Source organism: Moorena producens PAL-8-15-08-1, from assembly GCF_001767235.1.
Taxonomy (GTDB): domain Bacteria; phylum Cyanobacteriota; class Cyanobacteriia; order Cyanobacteriales; family Coleofasciculaceae; genus Moorena; species Moorena producens_A.
Window position 1 is genome coordinate 2,564,809 of record NZ_CP017599.1, and the last position, 17,517, is coordinate 2,582,325.

The window sequence follows — 17,517 nt, forward strand, 5'->3', positions numbered from 1 at the left end:
GTGTTGTGGGGCAATCAGCACTCCACAACACCGTTAAATTTATCCCGGCTTAAGTTATAAACCCGTCCATAAATACAAAAATAGGAGAAGAATCATGAAATTTCCTGATGGCCCAAAAACCCCAGCCTTGCTACAGTCTATTAATCTCATAGTTAATCCTCTCAATTACTTAGAGGATTGTGCTAAACGCTATGGAGGTATCTTTACAATAGGTTTTTTGAACTATCCTCCAACGGTGGTTGTCAGTCATCCCCAAGGCATGAAGGCGCTATTTACAGCCAGCCCACAAACCTTTAAGACAGCCGAAGCTATGCAAGAGTTACCAAGCACTTTTTCAGGTAAAACTGCACTAACCACGATAGATGGCGATCCTCACAGACGTCTAAAACAAATGTTAATGCCCGCTTTTCATGGGGATCGGATGCGAGCTTATAGCCAGTTGATTTGTGACATTACTCAGCAACAAATGACGCAGTGGAAAAAAGGAGAACGCTTTGACGTTCAGGGTTCCATCCAAGATATCTCACTGCAATTCATTATCCGTGCTATTTTTGGGGTAAATGAGGAAGCGAGCTTCCAACAGCTTAAGCAAACATTGATTTCACAGCTGAAGTTGTCGAGCAATCCTTGGGCCTCTATCATTTTGTACTTCCATACCCTACAGCAGGATTGGGGGCCTTGGAGTTTATGGGGGCGTTTTGTGCGCCTTCGCCAGCAGGTTGATAACATAATTTATGGTGAAATTAAGCGACGTCGGGATAATCCAGCGTTATTAGGTGAAGATATCCTTAGCTTAATGATGAGTGCTCGCGACGAGCAAGGCGAGCCGATGACAGATGAGGAAATGCGTGACAATTTAATTACATTATTAATAGGAGGTCATGAAACTACTTCTATCAGTATAACATGGGCTTTGTACTGGATTCACCGCTTGCCAGAGGTGTATGAAAAGCTGATGGTTGAATTAGATACTCTTGGCGATAATCCAGATTCAAGTGAGATTACTAAGCTTCCATATTTGAATGCCGTCTGTCACGAGAGCCTACGTATATACCCCCCCGTTATTTTGGCATCGTTTCGTATTGCCCAAAAGCCTATAGAAATTATGGGCTACCAGTTTGAACCAGGTACATTCATTTTGCCTTGCACATATTTAACTCACAGGCAAGAAGATTTATATCCAGAACCGAATCATTTTAGACCAGAGCGTTTTTTGGAGCGACAGTTTTCTGCTTATGAATTTGTGGCTTTTGGTGGCGGAAGCCGTCGGTGTATTGGATATGCGTTGTCTTTGTTTGAAATGAAATTAATCCTGGCTAGGATTCTCACTAACGTAAAACTAGCCCTACCCAATAACCGTGTTCCTAAACCTGTACGTAGCACTTTTACTGTTGCACCATCCCCAATATATCTCATTCCTGCCTAAAAGCTATTCTGAAAAACCTAGAATTAATAACGAATGGTACTGTAGATGGTGAGTGTCGGCTTTCAAAGTTTGATAACACAATCGTAAGTTTGATACCAAATCCGCTTGTCAAAACCCCTTTATGAATATCGACTAAATCTTTGTATGTCAGTAATGTAGGGCTATGGGGATAAGGGGGGTATGGGAAAAGGATTTGGTATGAGTCCTTATGATGGGACGATTACGGACGAGGTGCTCGCAGACTGAAAAAAGCATGTCAACAAATAGTTGATAGCGTACCAATTTTAGGAGGGAGATTGGTAAAGAAATGGTTTAGCCCCATAAAGGTTGTCTGTCAACCCAAAAAAACATGGTATTGGTTTTATTGAGGTTGATCTAGGTAACCAGGAGATCAATCTTGATAACTGATTATATGCAAAAACCTATATAAAAAATGTTTTCAATATTCCATAAAAAAGTGGAGATGCTATCAATACAGATGCTCGATTTATGCCACTATAATCAAAATTATAGTGGCATAAATTTACTGGAAAATCATTGTATAGTTGATGATGGAAGATATTTCCAATTGTTAGAACATCTAGGAGTACAGTTGCTTGACACTAAGGTGAGGAACTATTGTGATTCTTCTTGGCATCGGTGTATATTGCTTACGCTTTGTCCACTTATACGTTTATTATACAACCGGATTTGTTATAATCTTTCCAGTGTAGCTGGATATTCTCTAATTAATAGATCCAGTTCTGCTTGAGCAATCAACTGTTGTCGCCAACGGTCTAACTTATGTTCTACTGCTACCTTAATCCTTCAGCCTTCATCCTTTCGTTGGTAGGTCATGATGGATAGGGGAATACGGAATAGTTTAGTGGCTAGTTTGGACAAGCCAAACTTAAATTTCAGGGATTTGGGTAAGTCTTGCCAGGATACCGATACAAAACCGAAACGGGTGTAAAATGGGGTCAGCCAACCCATGCATTCGAGATAAAGAGGCTGAGTTGCCTCTTTGATTAGATTTTCCATAAGATAACTCCCCAATCCCTGATTGCGCCACTTAGGTGCCACAACCAAACTCCCCAATTCTTGGGCATCGGGAAAGTTGCGCAATTGTCCACAAGCCACCACACGCCCCTCAAATTCAATCACCCGAAACTGAGTCCAACGTAACTGGGTAGGCTCTAGTTTAGCAATCAGAATTAATTTAAGAATTGCCCAGGTATCCTGAGCACAGGCAGGCCGGAAAATGCATCCTGGTGGTAAGGATGGAGATGGTTTAGTCATCAGCTGTTGTGAATTGAATTTTTGTTCATGGTTGACCATCAAGCGTCAACCGTCAACCGTCAACCGTCAAACCTCAACAAACAACCAGTCAACAACAGACCCTCAGCCTGTCAATTTATCAGTTACCAATTTCATAGGTTAGTTGTGATCTCCGTCAGCGCTGACCCAATACAATTATTGCTACACTCAAAGAAAATTCTGACTGAATGCAAGAGACTGCTCAATATTCCTGTGCCTATTGTGGTGAAACCAATTTGACCTTTGTAGATCTAAGCGCTGGTGAACAGCAATCCTATATCGAAGATTGTCAAGTCTGCTGTCATCCAAACATTTTGTATGTAAGGGTGGATCAAGAAACTCTCGATATTGAGATTGACAGCGATTATGATGGCTAACTAAAAGGCAGATTGACCCAAGTTCACTCTTGGTAAGGATTTATGATGAGATTTGTGGCTAGCATGGTGCGTCTACCAAGGACCTTGCTACTGATAGGGACAGTAGCGAAGCTCACCCATTTGCTCAATCTTAAGGTAAATGCCCATGCCCACTCATGCACTATTATGCTCCAAGCAGTTGCTAGGGGGACTATACGTTAACGAAGAGGAGGAACACTCGGTATTTCCTCTGAAACATACAGAGGTTTATGCCAAAATCACTGGTCACATGTCACGGGTAGAGGTGACACAGACCTTTGATAATCCTTTCAGCGAACCCTTAGAAGCGGTCTATATCTTTCCACTACCGGATGAAGCGGCGGTGGATGAGATGGAGATTAAATTAAGCGATCGCATAATTGAGGGCAATATCAAAAAACGGGAAGACGCTCAAACTATCTACGAAGAAGCTTGCAGTCAGGGGCGGACTGCGGGACTCTTAGAGCAAGAACGGGATAATATTTTTACTCAATCTCTGGCTCACATTAAACCAGGGGAGCAAATTGAGGTCACCCTTCGCTATACCGATCAGCTACAGTTCCAGGGGGGTAATTATGAATTTGTCTTCCCAATGGTAGTTGGCCCCCGTTTCATACCTGGTACTCCCATTGATGAGAGTGGGGATACTGACTTCGTTCCCGATGCTTCCCGGATCACTCCACCCTTGATTCCGCCAGACATGCGCTCAGGTCATGACATTGGAGTAACTATCGATATTGACGCTGGAGTAGCAATTACAGAGGTTTGTTCTACCTCCCATCAGATTAACATTGAACAACTCAACATTGAACAAAAGGGGCCAATCCTGCGGGTCAAACTGAGTCAGGAAGATACGATTCCCAACAAAGACCTGATTCTACGCTATGGGATTGCCAAGGAGCACACTCAGACAACAGTACTTACCCACTCAGATCAACGGGGCAATCATTTTGCTGTGTATCTTATCCCCGCTTTAGAATATAGCATCGATGAGATTGTGCCAAAGGATGTGGTGTTCTTAATCGATACCTCTGGTTCTCAAATGGGGGATCCTCTGCTAAAGTCTCAGGAATTGATGCGTCGGTTTATTAATGGACTCAATCCCAAGGATACCTTTACCATTATTGATATTTCAGATACCGCTACCCAGCTATCTACCAAACCCTTATCGAATACCCCCCAAAACTGTAGAAAGGCGATTAACTACATCAATCAATTAAAAGCCAACGGTGGTACTTATTTACTCAAAGGTATTCGTAACTTGCTGAATTTACCAGCTGCACCAGAGGGACGACTACGGAGTATTGTACTGCTAAGTGATGGCTACATTAGCAATGAGAATCAGGTACTAGCAGAAGTACAGCAACAGCTTAAACCTGGAAATCGCATCTATAGCTTTGGTGTCGGCAGTTCTCCGAACCGCTTTCTGCTGAATCGCTTAGCTGAAATTGGACGGGGAATAGCTAGAATCGTGCGTCAAGATGAACCAACTGAAGCAGTAGCGGAACAGTTTTTCCGTCAAATTAATAACCCAGTGCTAACCAATATTCACGTTACCTGGGAAGGCTCAGGGGAAGCAATAATTTATCCCAATCGCACTCCGGATCTATTTACCCAGCAGCCTTTGGTTATCTGTGGACGTATTTCTCCCATTCAAGAGTTCCAGGCAGAACAGTTGCAGGTTAGCAACTTGAAAACCCCTACTAGTGCTCTCAGAATTACGGCTACTAGGGCGGATGGTAGTTACTACGAGAAAAGATTTAACCTCAATTTTGATCAAGCCGACAATCCAGCCATTGCCCAGCTGTGGGGTAGAGCAAGGATTAAACACCTGATGCAGCAAATGTTGAGCTGTGAAACTAAAGCTGGAGTAGAGGCAGTTACGGAAACAGCGTTGAGTTATCAACTATTGTGCCAGTACACCGCTTTTGTGGCTATCAGTGATCAGCTACCGGTTGCAGGAGAAAGCCACCTCATATCCATGCAAGTACCAGTAACAATCCCAGAAGGAGTTAACTGGGAAGGCATGATCAAAAGTACTTTTGCTAGTGCAATTCAGGATAGACTCAGGCTACAAAAGTGGCGTTCAGGGTTGAGAGTGGGGGATAAGGGCAGCACCAGACAAGCAGAAATTGACATCAATTCCAAATTATTGCCTCATGACCAGGGGACAAAGGGGACACCAAAGAACTCTAATATCAACAGATCTTTATTGTTTTCCCTCTCTCCCTTGTCTTCTCCCACCGCCTGGTCTTCTCCTATCCCAAGGTCTGTCCTACCAATAAGTGAATATAGGAAATTAGGGGTTAAAACCAAAGCTTGGATTCAACAGTCAGAGTATAGGCAAAACAGGTCCAAGGAATCTAAGCTAACCAATGATAATGATAATCTATATGCTCCCGGTAAGGCATCAGAAATTATCCCTCAGGAGTATATTACTTCTAAGACACTTCAGGATATAACAAATCATAATGATAATCCCTATTATAGTCATCAGGAATCAAAAATTATCAATGAGGAGTATTTAGCCAATCAATCACCAGATAATTTGGAATTGAATAATTTTGAATTGACCTTGGTCTGTCCTAGATTGATTCAAAAGGTGAAGTCAGAGATATTAAGCTCAGCGGCAATCAGCCATCACAGGTTACAGTTGGTCAGAGTTAAGGGATTAGATGAAATAGGGACAACTTGTTTAACCCAACATCTGCAACGGTTGAACTTACCCCTAGGGGTAGCTGGTGAAATTGTCTTCGAGTTCCTAGTGCGTAGAGGTCGCGTGATCAGGGTGATGTGGGATGAAGCAGCCTCTACCCTGACGGAATCCCAAATGATTGATTTGATTAAGCGATCGCTTTCTTGTTGGCGAGTTCCCCAAACCTCTGTCAAGAGCGTGTGTTTAACCTTACGGATTACCGAAGGTGCAACTCAATGACATCTTGCTTAATCGTCAGATCATAATCTTGATAGAAATTGTGTCCTAGCAGTCCAATTGACAGGGATGGACTAACAGCAACTAGTAGGTTGTTAGCCACAATCCCTCCTGCGGCAGCGGAGGCCAAGCGACCCAGGGGTACATCAACTGTACCATTAGCTGTATCCATCCTGGCAGTTCCTTCTGGCTTCAATGCCAAAGCTTTTGCCATTTTTGGGGTAATTGTCACGACGGATGCTCCTGTATCAACCACCATTTCAAAGGTTCGTTTACCATTAAAAGTGACATCAATCACAGGAGTGTTATAGACTCGACGTTTGATCGGGATTGTAATCACTCCTGAACTGTTTTGCTTTGAAATGCCGCAAAGTTTGCCAAGGTCAATCAGATTGCCATTGGCATCCCGCATGAAACAGGGTAAATCGATTTGAGCGTTAGAAACAGCAGGAGTCACGGTGCTGGTTGTGATTACAAATAATGTTGTTAATAGTTGGATTGGTAAATAGGGTTTCACCTGATTTATCTACTCCAGTATTTTTGATTAGTACAAACTGTTAGTAAGTATTAAGGCTGAAGGCTGAATCGGTAAGGGTTTGCTGAAAAAGTCTTTTGGTAAGGGATTGAGTCAGGAGTCAGGAGTCAGGAGTCAGGAGTTAGGAGAATTATATAGAAGGTAGTCCGAAGAATTCTCCCTTGATTTTTCTGCTCTATTCAGCCCAAAATCCTAACTTTTTGAGCTTTTTGGACCGATTTGCTGGCACTTTTTTCGACCCAAAAAGGCGAAAACCTTTATCTGTCAATGCTTTGAGAGTTAATCAGCAAGCCCTAATTATCGCCTAATCCTAGATTACCCAGGGAAACTCTTAAACCAACACTACTTATAGATAGAGTTTATACCTAATACCTAATAACTCAACTAGCAGATAGGGAATCGTTGTTGGCTCGTTATCGGGAAAAGTTTGGGGAGTTATACTGAGAGCTTGCACCAGTACAAAAAAAACTTAATAAAGGAAGTCATAACAATCGATTTCAGTACTGAAATTGATGCAGGAAGGGAACAGGGGAGCCAGCGCCAGCTGCACATTGAGCATCGGCCAGCAATCCCTAACCCAGTGGGGATTGCTGGCCGATGCTCAAACAGTTGATCGAACCATGGGCTAACTGCCTGTTATCACTGTGCGATCGCACTCAAGTGTTGCCACTATTGGTTATTCAGAACTATCTTCGACCACATTAGTGGATTCAGACTCCCCGGTCTCTACTGCCGGTTGTTCCGATATCTCTTCGACCACAGTAGTGGACTCAGACTCCCCGGTCTCTACTGGCGGTTCTTCCTGTATCTCCTCGACCACAGTAGTGGACTCAGACTCCCCGGTCTCTACTACCGCTTCTTCCAATATCTCATCAACAACAGTAGTGGACTCAGATTCACTTGGTGCTACCGCCGGTTGTTCAGAACTATCTTCGACCACAGTAGTGGATTCAGACTCCCCGGTCTCTACTACCGCTTCTTCCGATATCTCATCAACAACAGTAGTGGACTCAGATTCACTTGGTGCTACCACAGGTTCCTCTGATGTAATCTCCAGTTCCTCTAGCGGTTCAGGTGAGGGGCTAGGGGTGACAGGAGAACGTCCGAAGAAACTGCCAAAGCGACTCCAGATGTTTAATTTTGGCTTTTCTGACGGTTCAGGTAGAGGATTTACTGATTCAGTCTCAGTAGTTGCTTCCTCAACTGGTGCTGGGGTTTCACTGGCAGGAACCAGCTCTTCTGCTTCCAAAGTTGTTTCCAGCTCAGGTAGGTTGGGCTCAACCTCAGGGGTTGCTTCCTCCAGAATTATTGGCAGTTCACTGGGTGTTACAGATTCCTCTAGTTCTGGTATTTGCTCTGTTTCAGTAGGGGCTAATTCTCCTGGTGATGTAGTGTCTTCTTCTGTAGTTTCTTGTTCTAGGGAAGTCGGTTCAGAGGTGAGAGGTTCTTCAACTATCGGAACAACCGACGGTATTGGTGTTGGCTCTACTGTAGGCGAAGTAGTCAGTGATGGACTCGGAGCTGGTGTCTCTTCTGGTACAGGTATTGGGGTTGGCGGTGGCTGATAGTTGGGGTCTACAATACCACCAGCTTGCTCAGCCGAGAGTTGACCCAGTACTAGCTGGGAAAGGGTGTCTTCACCATTAGGCTGGTAGTTAATCACCTGTACTGTGTTGTTGAAAACATTCTTGACTGGGTTGCCCTGTTCATCGAGAAACTCTAACTCTACCCAGTTTTTGCCCTCTTTAAACCCTGTCAGATAAATCGATTCCCAACGGTCGAGTAGGAAACTTTTACCGTTCACAGTAACCCGAATCCGCCAATCAACACTATCATCATCGAGATTGTCTTGATCCACTAGCTGGACAGGGGTATTACTCAAGGGGGTATTCGTCAAATAGAAGTCCAGTAGAATCGGCTCTGCTCCATAGTCTCCTTTTGGAACGCTGTAAGTTAGGAGTGGCAGGGCTGGATCTGGGTTGTTGTCGTCAGTTTTAGTAAAGATATGAAATGTGGTCTGGGCATAGGCACCTTTATTTTTAAAGCTCTCATCCCAGGGGCGAGAGGCAAATGCCCGCAAGGTATGGGTGCCAGGGGATAAATCCTCTAGGATTAGAGGTTGGTCTAGGTCATAGATGGCTTGGAAAGGTTGGTTGTCCAGGATGACGTTCAGATGAGGACCTATGCCTAGATCGGGATCTTGGAAAATTGGCAAGTCCTGAACCTGAAATTTCACTGATACTGTTGTATCTTCGAGCACCATGTCATCACCAGGTCTGACAATGATGACTTGAGGCTGGTAAGCCTCTAGGCTCTCACTAAGCTCTTGAATAGCTAGGGGTGGCCCTACTTCTGATAACTGATTAACTTGGTTGGTTTGGGAGCTGGCATCGATGCCAAACCGCTTCGATGTCTTTATGCGATCGCTTCCACAGGCCACCAGACCCCAAACTAAAATCGTTGTGATTAGGAAGAAAAAAAGTCTTTTCACCATGATTATCTGGCTGTTCCTACCCAACAAGCCATCTCCTTTGATCACCAGCCTTTAATCTTAACTTACAGGTTGACCTCTAGTCTTGCTGCTTGTCTAATGGTGTTGGTCTATGAGCGTTGGGGTTGCCTATTGGCAGCATGATCAAGTGTGTTCTCACTTTTTCCCTCTTGGTGCCCGTTCCCTTGGTTAGGGGATCTGCCCGGGGTCGCACCCCTGTTTCAAGTCTTCCGCTTTTTTATAAATATTCCGCTTCTCTATTAACCATATCCCTAGACGTTTAACCTTTGAGGGTCCTCTTTATAGATTGAGGAGACTTTTTTTTAAAATATTTAGCATTTCTTTACGTTTTGTAACATTTTGAAGAAATTATCATTGATTTTTCCTATAGTTACTTTTGATTTGTTGTGATGGCGGCTTAGACACAAACAGTGGTATACCTATTGATACTGCTAATTGAAAATAGTTAACGATTATCTAAAAAATTGTTAACTATTTTTAACTGAATTCAAAAAGCGCCTGAAGCAAGACCTATTATCTTCTAAGGGAGGTATCCGTTTTGACGTAAATTCAGAACAGGTCCTTGCTTCCGTTAGAAAGCAGTGATTAAAAAAATGCTTTCTTATCCATAAAAATAAAACTCCCCTAGGGGTATTAGTCGTTCCTTGTCTAGAGAGGAGATTCCTCATGCCACTCGAGGTCGATAAAGACCCGGTACCAACTTCCTTTGAGAAGTGGGGTAAGCCAGGTCATTTTGATCGAACCCTAGCGAGAGGTCCCAAAACCACCACTTGGATTTGGAACCTTCACGCTAACGCTCATGATTTCGATAGTCATACCAGTGACTTAGAAGACGTTTCTCGCAAAATTTTTAGTGCACACTTCGGTCACCTAGCCGTTGTCTTTGTTTGGTTGAGCGGCATGTACTTCCATGGTGCTCGTTTTTCCAACTACGAGGCATGGCTGAGTGATCCGACTACTATTAAGCCCAGTGCTCAAGTGGTTTGGCCTGTGGTTGGTCAAGGCATTTTGAATGGCGATGTTGGTGGGGGCTTCCACGGCATCCAAATCACCTCTGGTTTCTTCCAGCTGTGGCGTGCTTCCGGTATCACCAATAGCTACCAACTGTACGTAACAGCTATTGGTGGTCTGGTAATGGCAGCCCTGATGCTATTTGCTGGCTGGTTCCACTACCACAAGAAGGCTCCGAAACTGTCATGGTTTCAGAACGTGGAGTCGATGATGAACCACCACTTACAAGTGCTGCTGGGCTGCGGCTGCCTGGGTTGGGCAGGTCACCAGATCCATGTGTCTTTGCCCATAAACAAGCTCTTGGATTCTGGGGTGGCTCCTAGTGAGATTCCACTGCCCCATGAGTTCATATTAAATAAGGGCTTGATGGCGGATCTTTATCCCAGTTTTGCTAAGGGCATAACCCCCTTCTTCACCCTGAACTGGGGCGTCTACTCTGACTTCCTCACCTTCCATGGTGGTCTGAATCCGGTCACCGGTGGATTGTGGTTGTCAGATACCGCTCACCATCACCTAGCTCTAGGAGTCCTGTTTATCATTGCTGGCCACATGTACCGTACTAACTGGGGTATTGGTCATAGCATGAAGGAAATTCTAGAGGCTCATAAGGGTCCGTTCACTGGTGAAGGACACAAAGGTCTTTATGAAATCCTGACTACGTCCTGGCATGCCCAGCTAGCGATTAACCTAGCCATGCTAGGCTCCCTGACCATAATTGTGGCTCATCATATGTACGCGATGCCTCCGTATCCGTACCTTGCCACAGACTATGGTACTCAGCTGTGCCTATTCACCCACCATATGTGGATTGGTGCCTTCTGTATTGTCGGAGGTGCAGCCCATGGTGCTATTTTCATGGTGCGGGACTATGACCCAGCCAAGAATGTGAACAACCTACTAGACCGGGTGATCCGTCACCGCGATGCAATTATCTCTCACCTGAACTGGGTGTGTATCTGGTTAGGTTTCCATTCCTTTGGTCTTTACATTCACAACGATACAATGCGGGCTTTGGGTCGCCCTCAGGATATGTTCTCTGATACGGCGATTCAACTACAGCCAATCTTTGCCCAGTGGATTCAAAACATCCACAACGTAGCGCCGGGAGGAACTGCTCCCAATGCTTTGGAAACCGTTAGCTATGCCTTTGGCGGAGGCATGGTAGAAGTAGGCGGTAAAGTGGCAATGATGCCGATTGAGCTGGGTACTGCGGACTTTATGGTTCACCATATCCATGCGTTCACCATCCATGTCACTGCACTAATTCTGCTCAAAGGGGTACTGTTTGCCCGTTCGTCACGTCTGATCCCCGATAAAGCTAACTTAGGCTTCCGCTTCCCCTGCGATGGTCCAGGTCGTGGCGGTACCTGCCAGGTATCCGGTTGGGATCATGTGTTCCTAGGCTTGTTCTGGATGTATAACTGCATCTCTGTGGTTATTTTCCACTTCAGCTGGAAGATGCAATCTGATGTCTGGGGAACAGTATTCCCGGATGGAAGTGTGTCTCACATTGCCAATGGCAACTTTGCCCAAAGTGCGATCACCATCAATGGCTGGTTACGGGACTTTTTGTGGGCACAAGCCTCAAATGTAATCACATCTTACGGCTCAGCTCTGTCGGCATACGGCATAATGTTCCTAGCTGGTCACTTCGTCTTTGCCTTTAGCCTGATGTTCCTATTTAGTGGTCGTGGTTACTGGCAAGAACTGATCGAATCCATCGTTTGGGCTCATAATAAATTGAAAGTAGCCCCATCGATTCAGCCTCGTGCTCTGAGCATCACTCAGGGTCGGGCTGTAGGGGTAGCTCACTACCTCCTAGGAGGAATCGTCGTTACCTGGTCATTCTTCATAGCACGAATCCTTTCAGTGGGATAACTGCTTACCAGGAATCGATGGCAAACCTTGAGTGGGATACCATAACCTGTGTCTCGCCTGTCGATACCCTAAGCAACCTGGAACTTCGGTTCCAGGGAGTTAATTAAGAAAAAACAATGAGCAGCATGATTGCATAAGTCTCATAGGTCAGCGAGGAGAATTTCCTTAAAAGCATATGGCAACAAAATTTCCAAAATTTAGCCAGGACCTCGCTCAAGATCCGACAACACGTCGAATCTGGTACGGGATTGCCACAGCCCATGACTTTGAAAGCCATGATGGCATGACCGAGGAGAATCTATATCAAAAGATTTTTGCTTCTCACTTCGGCCATCTTGCAATCATTTTCTTGTGGACGTCTGGCACTCTGTTCCACGTCGCCTGGCAAGGTAACTTTGAAGAGTGGATTAAAGATCCTGAAACTGTTAAGCCCATCGCCCACGCGATTTGGGATCCCCAATTTGGCTCAGGGGCAATTGATGCCTTCACCCAAGCTGGTGCTTCTGGCCCGGTAAACATCGCCTACTCCGGTGTTTACCACTGGTTTTACACCATTGGTATGACAACCAATAACCAACTGCATGGTGGTGCCATGTTCTTGTTATTGTTGTCATCCCTGTTACTATTTGCAGGTTGGTTGCACTTACAGCCTAAATTCCGCCCCAGCTTGAGCTGGTTCAAGAATGCAGAATCTAGGCTAAATCACCACTTGGCAGGTTTGTTTGGTGTTAGCTCCTTAGCTTGGGCAGGTCACTTGATTCACGTGGCTATCCCCGCATCTCGCGGACAGCGGGTTGGTTGGGATAACTTCCTGAGTGTCAAACCCCATCCAGCTGGATTAGGACCTTTCTTTACGGGGAATTGGGGAGTCTATGCCCAGAACCCAGATACCGCTGGACACATCTTTGGTACCTCTGACGGTGCAGGGACAGCGATTCTGACTTTCTTGGGTGGCTTCCATCCCCAGACTGAGTCCTTGTGGCTGACCGATATGGCCCATCACCACTTGGCGATCGCAGTGATCTTCATCATTGCCGGTCATATGTACCGCACCAACTGGGGTATTGGTCACAGCATCAAGGAGATTCATAGTGCCCACAATCCCCCAGCAGGTACTCCCTTTGGGGGCCTCTTAGGTGAGGGTCACAAGGGTCTATATGACACCGTCAACAACTCTCTCCACTTCCAGTTGGGCTTAGCCCTGGCTTGTTTGGGTGTGGTCTGTTCCTTGGTAGCGCAACACATGTATGCGATGCCGCCCTATGCTTTCATAGCAAAGGATCACACCACCATGGCAGCACTGTATACTCACCATCAGTACATTGCTGGTTTCTTGATGGTTGGAGCCTTCGCTCATGGTGCTATCTTCTTTGTGCGGGATTATGACCCAGAGGCTAATAAGAATAATGTGTTAGCCCGGATGCTCGAACACAAAGAAGCTCTGATTTCTCACCTGAGCTGGGTAACTCTGTTCTTAGGTTTCCACACCTTAGGACTCTATGTCCACAACGACGTCGTGGTTGCTTTCGGCACCCCCGAGAAGCAAATCCTGGTTGAGCCAGTATTTGCTCAGTTCATCCAAGCGACTCATGGTAAACTGCTATACGGCTTTGACACCCTGCTGTCTAATCCCGATAGCATAGCTTCTGGCACTGGTGCAGCTTACCTTCCTGGCTGGCTAGATGCCATCAACAGCGGAGCTAACTCCCTGTTCCTGACCATTGGTCCTGGCGATTTCTTGGTACACCATGCGATCGCTCTAGGTTTGCACACCACCACCCTGATTCTAGTCAAGGGTGCCCTGGATGCCCGTGGTTCCAAGCTAATGCCCGACAAGAAGGACTTCGGTTATGCCTTCCCTTGTGATGGTCCTGGTCGTGGCGGTACTTGCGACATCTCTGCTTGGGATGCCTTCTACCTCGCCATGTTCTGGATGCTGAACACCTTAGGCTGGTTGACCTTCTACTGGCACTGGAAGCATCTGTGCGTCTGGCAAGGTAACGTGGCTCAGTTCAATGAGAACTCTACTTATCTCATGGGCTGGTTCCGGGATTACCTGTGGGCTAACTCTGCTCCGTTGATCAATGGTTACAGCCCGTTTGGAACCAACAACCTGTCTGTCTGGGCTTGGATGTTCCTCTTCGCACACCTAGTTTGGGCAACTGGTTTCATGTTCCTGATCTCGTGGCGTGGTTACTGGCAAGAGCTAATCGAAACTTTGGTCTGGGCACACGAGCGTACTCCTCTGGCTAACTTGGTTAGCTGGAAGGATAAGCCTGTTGCGCTGTCCATCGTTCAAGCTCGTCTGGTTGGTTTAACCCACTTCACGGTAGGTTATATACTTACCTACGCCGCATTCTTGATTGCCTCGACAGCTGGTGCATTTGGCTAATGGTTGCTGAAACTAGCTTTTTAGGTATTTAAATTGTAGGTAATTAATTTAAATCTCCTACCTTCCGGTGGGGGATTTTTTGTTGTCTACCAAAAGCGGTTGACCGTAGGTCACGCTACGGGAACGCAAATTAGGAACAGGAAAACAATCGCTGAAACCCTGATTATTTTGTCAGGTTTACCATCTACTGAATAGACTTTAATGGCTTGGCAGGCGCAAAACTATAGCGCTATATCAAATACCAGTTATTAAACTAATATTGACAAAAACTATAAAATGTGGTAATAAAAAGACAACTAGTGAATCATTTAAATCAACAACTATATCGCTATGTTACTGATTCCCCCAGAATCAGGTAACTCTGCTCTAGTTCAATCCTGCCATGCCATCTCGACAGTAGTACTGAGTACTGAGGGGGTCAGGTCCTCAGGGGATCGCTGCTACTATTAATAAATCACAAAGCATTGGCAGATAGATAAATAAGTACAGGACTTATCCATCCAGAAGTGTAAAACTTCTGTAATTCTGTGATACGTACGTGATCCGAACTTTTATGAAAGACCTCAAGGCAAATGATTTACTTGATGGGCGTTATCGAGTAATTGATACCCTAGCCCAGGGTGGATTTGGAAAAACTTACATTGCCGAAGATACTCGCCGACCAACTAATCCCCAGTGCGTTATCAAACAACTGAAGCCACCTACCAACCATCCCAAATCCTTGGAAAATGCCAGACGTTTGTTCCGAACTGAAGCCGAAACTCTAGAGAGACTGGGGAAGAATGACCAAATTCCGATGCTTTTAGCTTACTTTGAGGAAGATGAAGAGTTTTACCTGGTTCAAGAGTGTATTGAAGGAAACACCCTCAGCAGTGAAATCAAACCTGGTCAAAGCTGGTCTGAAAGCCAAGTTCGTCAAATGCTTCAGGAAGTCTTGAGAGCTCTCAGCTTTATCCACCAAAATCGAGTTATCCATCGTGATATCAAGCCCGATAATATCATCCGACGACATCGGGACAATAAGCTGGTTTTAGTTGACTTCGGCACAGTCAAGCAAATTCGCGGACCCAACCATCAAGTCAGTGGCACAATCGCTGTTGGAACCCCTGGTTATATGTCCACAGAACAAGGTAGAGGTAATCCTCGTGCCAACAGTGATATTTATGGTCTTGGCATGATGGCTATCCAGGCAGTAACTGGCTTAACGATTAATCAAATTCAAGAAGACCCTAATACTGGAGAAGTGATCTGGGAACCTTGGGCCAAGATCAGTGATGACTTAAAGTCGATTCTTTCTAAGATGGTGCGCTACCATTTTAGGGAACGTTACCAGTCTGCCACAGAGGTTCTACAGGCTCTTGAGTCATACCCACAAGTCTCATTACCACAACAGAAATCAGTACAACAGCCGACAATAATACAACCGACACTAGTTCCGCAACAGTACTCTCGAGTCCCCTCAACAGCCATTCCATCGATACCACAGTCTGGGCAACCTCAACCCACAGAGATTTCAATACCACCATCTCAACTTTCGGCAACAGCACCATCATCGGCGCAACCGTTTGCTGGGTCTCAGTATTCCGGAGTTGCCTCTCAAAACCCTCGTCGGTTATTGCTCCCCATCGGTGTCGCCACTACTGTTATTGGCATCCTTATCTATTTAATCTGGTTATTTTTATTTAATAACACTCCCAAGACTACGGAGTCACCCAACCCATCACCTTTTGCTACGAATGCTCAAATTACTCCAACTTCAACACCTGATCAGAGTAATATTCAAGCTCGAATTAGCCTTGGGGAAAAGTCCCTAGTTAAAACAGAAGAGGTAGGCACTCCAAATCTGCAATTCCAAGCTGCCAAACAACAGGGTATGCAAGCCATGGCTGCTGGTGATTATGACAAAGCCATGAGTAACTTTGAAGTAGCAATTCGGAAATACCCCAACGCTCCTGAAACTCTAATTTATCTCAATAATGCTCGTATTGGTAATCAGAAATCCCATACTATTGCTGTCGCTGGACCGATTGCTACTGACCCCGATGGTACATTAGCAATTGTGCGTGGCGTTGCTCAAGCTCAAGATGAAATCAATCAAACTGGGGGAATTAATGGCGTCCCCCTCAAAGTAGTGATTACGAGTGATGATCAAAATCCCGATACTGCTAAACAAATTGCTTCAGCGTTGGTCAACAATCCGGAAATATTAGGTGTAATTGGTCATTCCGCTAGCAGTGTAACCTTAGCCGCAGGAGAAGTATATAATTCCGGTAAACTAGCAGCTATCTCTGCTGTTAGTACTTCCGTAAAGTTGTCCAACTTTAGCCCCTATGTGTTTCGCTCAGTGCCAAATGATGCGTTTTCAGCCAGAGCCTTAGCTAACTACATGCTCACCGAGTTGAAAAAGCAGAATGCAGCGGTTTTCTATAATTCTAAGAGTGACTACAGCAAATCTCTCAGAACTGAATTTGTCACAGCGGTTTCCCTAGGAGGAGGACAAGTTGTTGATGAGATTGACATCTCCAATCCAGATTTTAATCCTGCTACACCTGTACAACAAGCGATTGAGCGGGGAGCACAGGTGCTATTTTTAGCTCCTAACCCAGCAGTTCTAGATCAAGCTTTGGAGGTTGTTAAGGTCAATGGTAAACGTCTAAGTTTGTTGGGAGGAGATGTAATGTATTCTCCTAAAACTTTAGAGAAAGGTGCAGAAAACGCTCTTGAAATGGTGGTAGCTGTTTTTTGGGATATTGATAGCAACCCTCAGTCAGACTTTGTCCGTAAATCCAAAGCCCTTTGGAATGCTGAGGTTAACTGGCGCACAGCCATGGCTTACGATGGAACCCAAGCTTTGATAGAAGCACTCAAACGTAATCCTACTCGTGCTGGTGTTCAAGAAGCCCTCTCAGCCTCAGATTTTGTAGCGCCTGGAGTATCGGGTTCAATTCGGTTTTTGCGTTCAGGCGATCGCAATGGCTCAGTCCAACTGGTAAAAATTCTTCCCAAGCAGAACACTTCCAGCGGTTACGATTTCCTGCCCATACCCTCTAATTAGTTGGGTGCATCTCATATTTGTAAAAAAGAAGAGAAATGGCGTAGGGTGCGTTAGGGAGGGGCTAGCCCTGATTTTCCAAATCTTT

At 45.3% G+C, this 17,517-nt stretch carries 9 protein-coding genes; 6 read left to right on the forward strand and 3 right to left on the reverse strand.

Annotated features, from left to right (window positions below):
* The first annotated feature begins 94 nt into the window (after positions 1-94).
* On the forward strand, positions 95-1,426 hold the full coding sequence (locus BJP34_RS09740; RefSeq protein ID WP_070392181.1) for a cytochrome P450: 1,332 nt from the start codon (positions 95-97) through the stop codon (positions 1,424-1,426).
* Between the two features lie 807 nt (positions 1,427-2,233).
* On the opposite strand, the gene BJP34_RS09745 is transcribed toward BJP34_RS09740, so the two are convergent.
* Positions 2,234-2,704 (reverse strand): GNAT family N-acetyltransferase, encoded by a 471-nt coding sequence (locus BJP34_RS09745; protein WP_070396583.1) that lies wholly within the window; start codon positions 2,702-2,704, stop codon positions 2,234-2,236.
* Between the two features lie 206 nt (positions 2,705-2,910).
* Between BJP34_RS09745 and BJP34_RS09750 the strand changes: the two genes are divergently transcribed.
* Positions 2,911-3,099, forward strand: a complete 189-nt coding sequence (locus BJP34_RS09750) for a CPXCG motif-containing cysteine-rich protein (protein ID WP_070392182.1) — start codon at positions 2,911-2,913, stop codon at positions 3,097-3,099.
* Between the two features lie 139 nt (positions 3,100-3,238).
* Positions 3,239-6,052: a VIT domain-containing protein gene (locus BJP34_RS09755; RefSeq protein ID WP_070392183.1), complete on the forward strand. Its 2,814-nt coding sequence runs from the start codon at positions 3,239-3,241 to the stop codon at positions 6,050-6,052.
* Here BJP34_RS09755 and BJP34_RS09760 read toward each other — a convergent pair.
* Positions 6,030-6,566 carry a retropepsin-like aspartic protease family protein gene (locus tag BJP34_RS09760; RefSeq protein ID WP_202972084.1) on the reverse strand — a complete coding sequence of 179 codons (537 nt, stop codon included), beginning with the start codon at positions 6,564-6,566 and terminating at the stop codon, positions 6,030-6,032. The genes BJP34_RS09755 and BJP34_RS09760 overlap by 23 nt on opposite strands.
* Before the next feature lie 694 nt (positions 6,567-7,260).
* Positions 7,261-9,078, reverse strand: a complete 1,818-nt coding sequence (locus tag BJP34_RS09765; protein WP_070392184.1) for a hypothetical protein — start codon at positions 9,076-9,078, stop codon at positions 7,261-7,263.
* A gap of 684 nt (positions 9,079-9,762) precedes the next feature.
* Between BJP34_RS09765 and psaA the strand changes: the two genes are divergently transcribed.
* The 3 genes from psaA to BJP34_RS47260 all read left to right on the forward strand — a co-directional run bounded on the left by psaA (position 9,763) and on the right by BJP34_RS47260 (position 17,432).
* Positions 9,763-11,985 carry a photosystem I core protein PsaA gene (psaA, locus tag BJP34_RS09770; protein ID WP_070392185.1) on the forward strand — a complete coding sequence of 741 codons (2,223 nt, stop codon included), beginning with the start codon at positions 9,763-9,765 and terminating at the stop codon, positions 11,983-11,985.
* A gap of 175 nt (positions 11,986-12,160) precedes the next feature.
* Positions 12,161-14,377: a photosystem I core protein PsaB gene (gene psaB, locus BJP34_RS09775; protein WP_070392186.1), complete on the forward strand. Its 2,217-nt coding sequence runs from the start codon at positions 12,161-12,163 to the stop codon at positions 14,375-14,377.
* A gap of 553 nt (positions 14,378-14,930) precedes the next feature.
* Positions 14,931-17,432 carry a bifunctional serine/threonine-protein kinase/ABC transporter substrate-binding protein gene (locus tag BJP34_RS47260; protein WP_229424310.1) on the forward strand — a complete coding sequence of 834 codons (2,502 nt, stop codon included), beginning with the start codon at positions 14,931-14,933 and terminating at the stop codon, positions 17,430-17,432.
* The last annotated feature ends 85 nt before the right edge of the window (positions 17,433-17,517 follow it).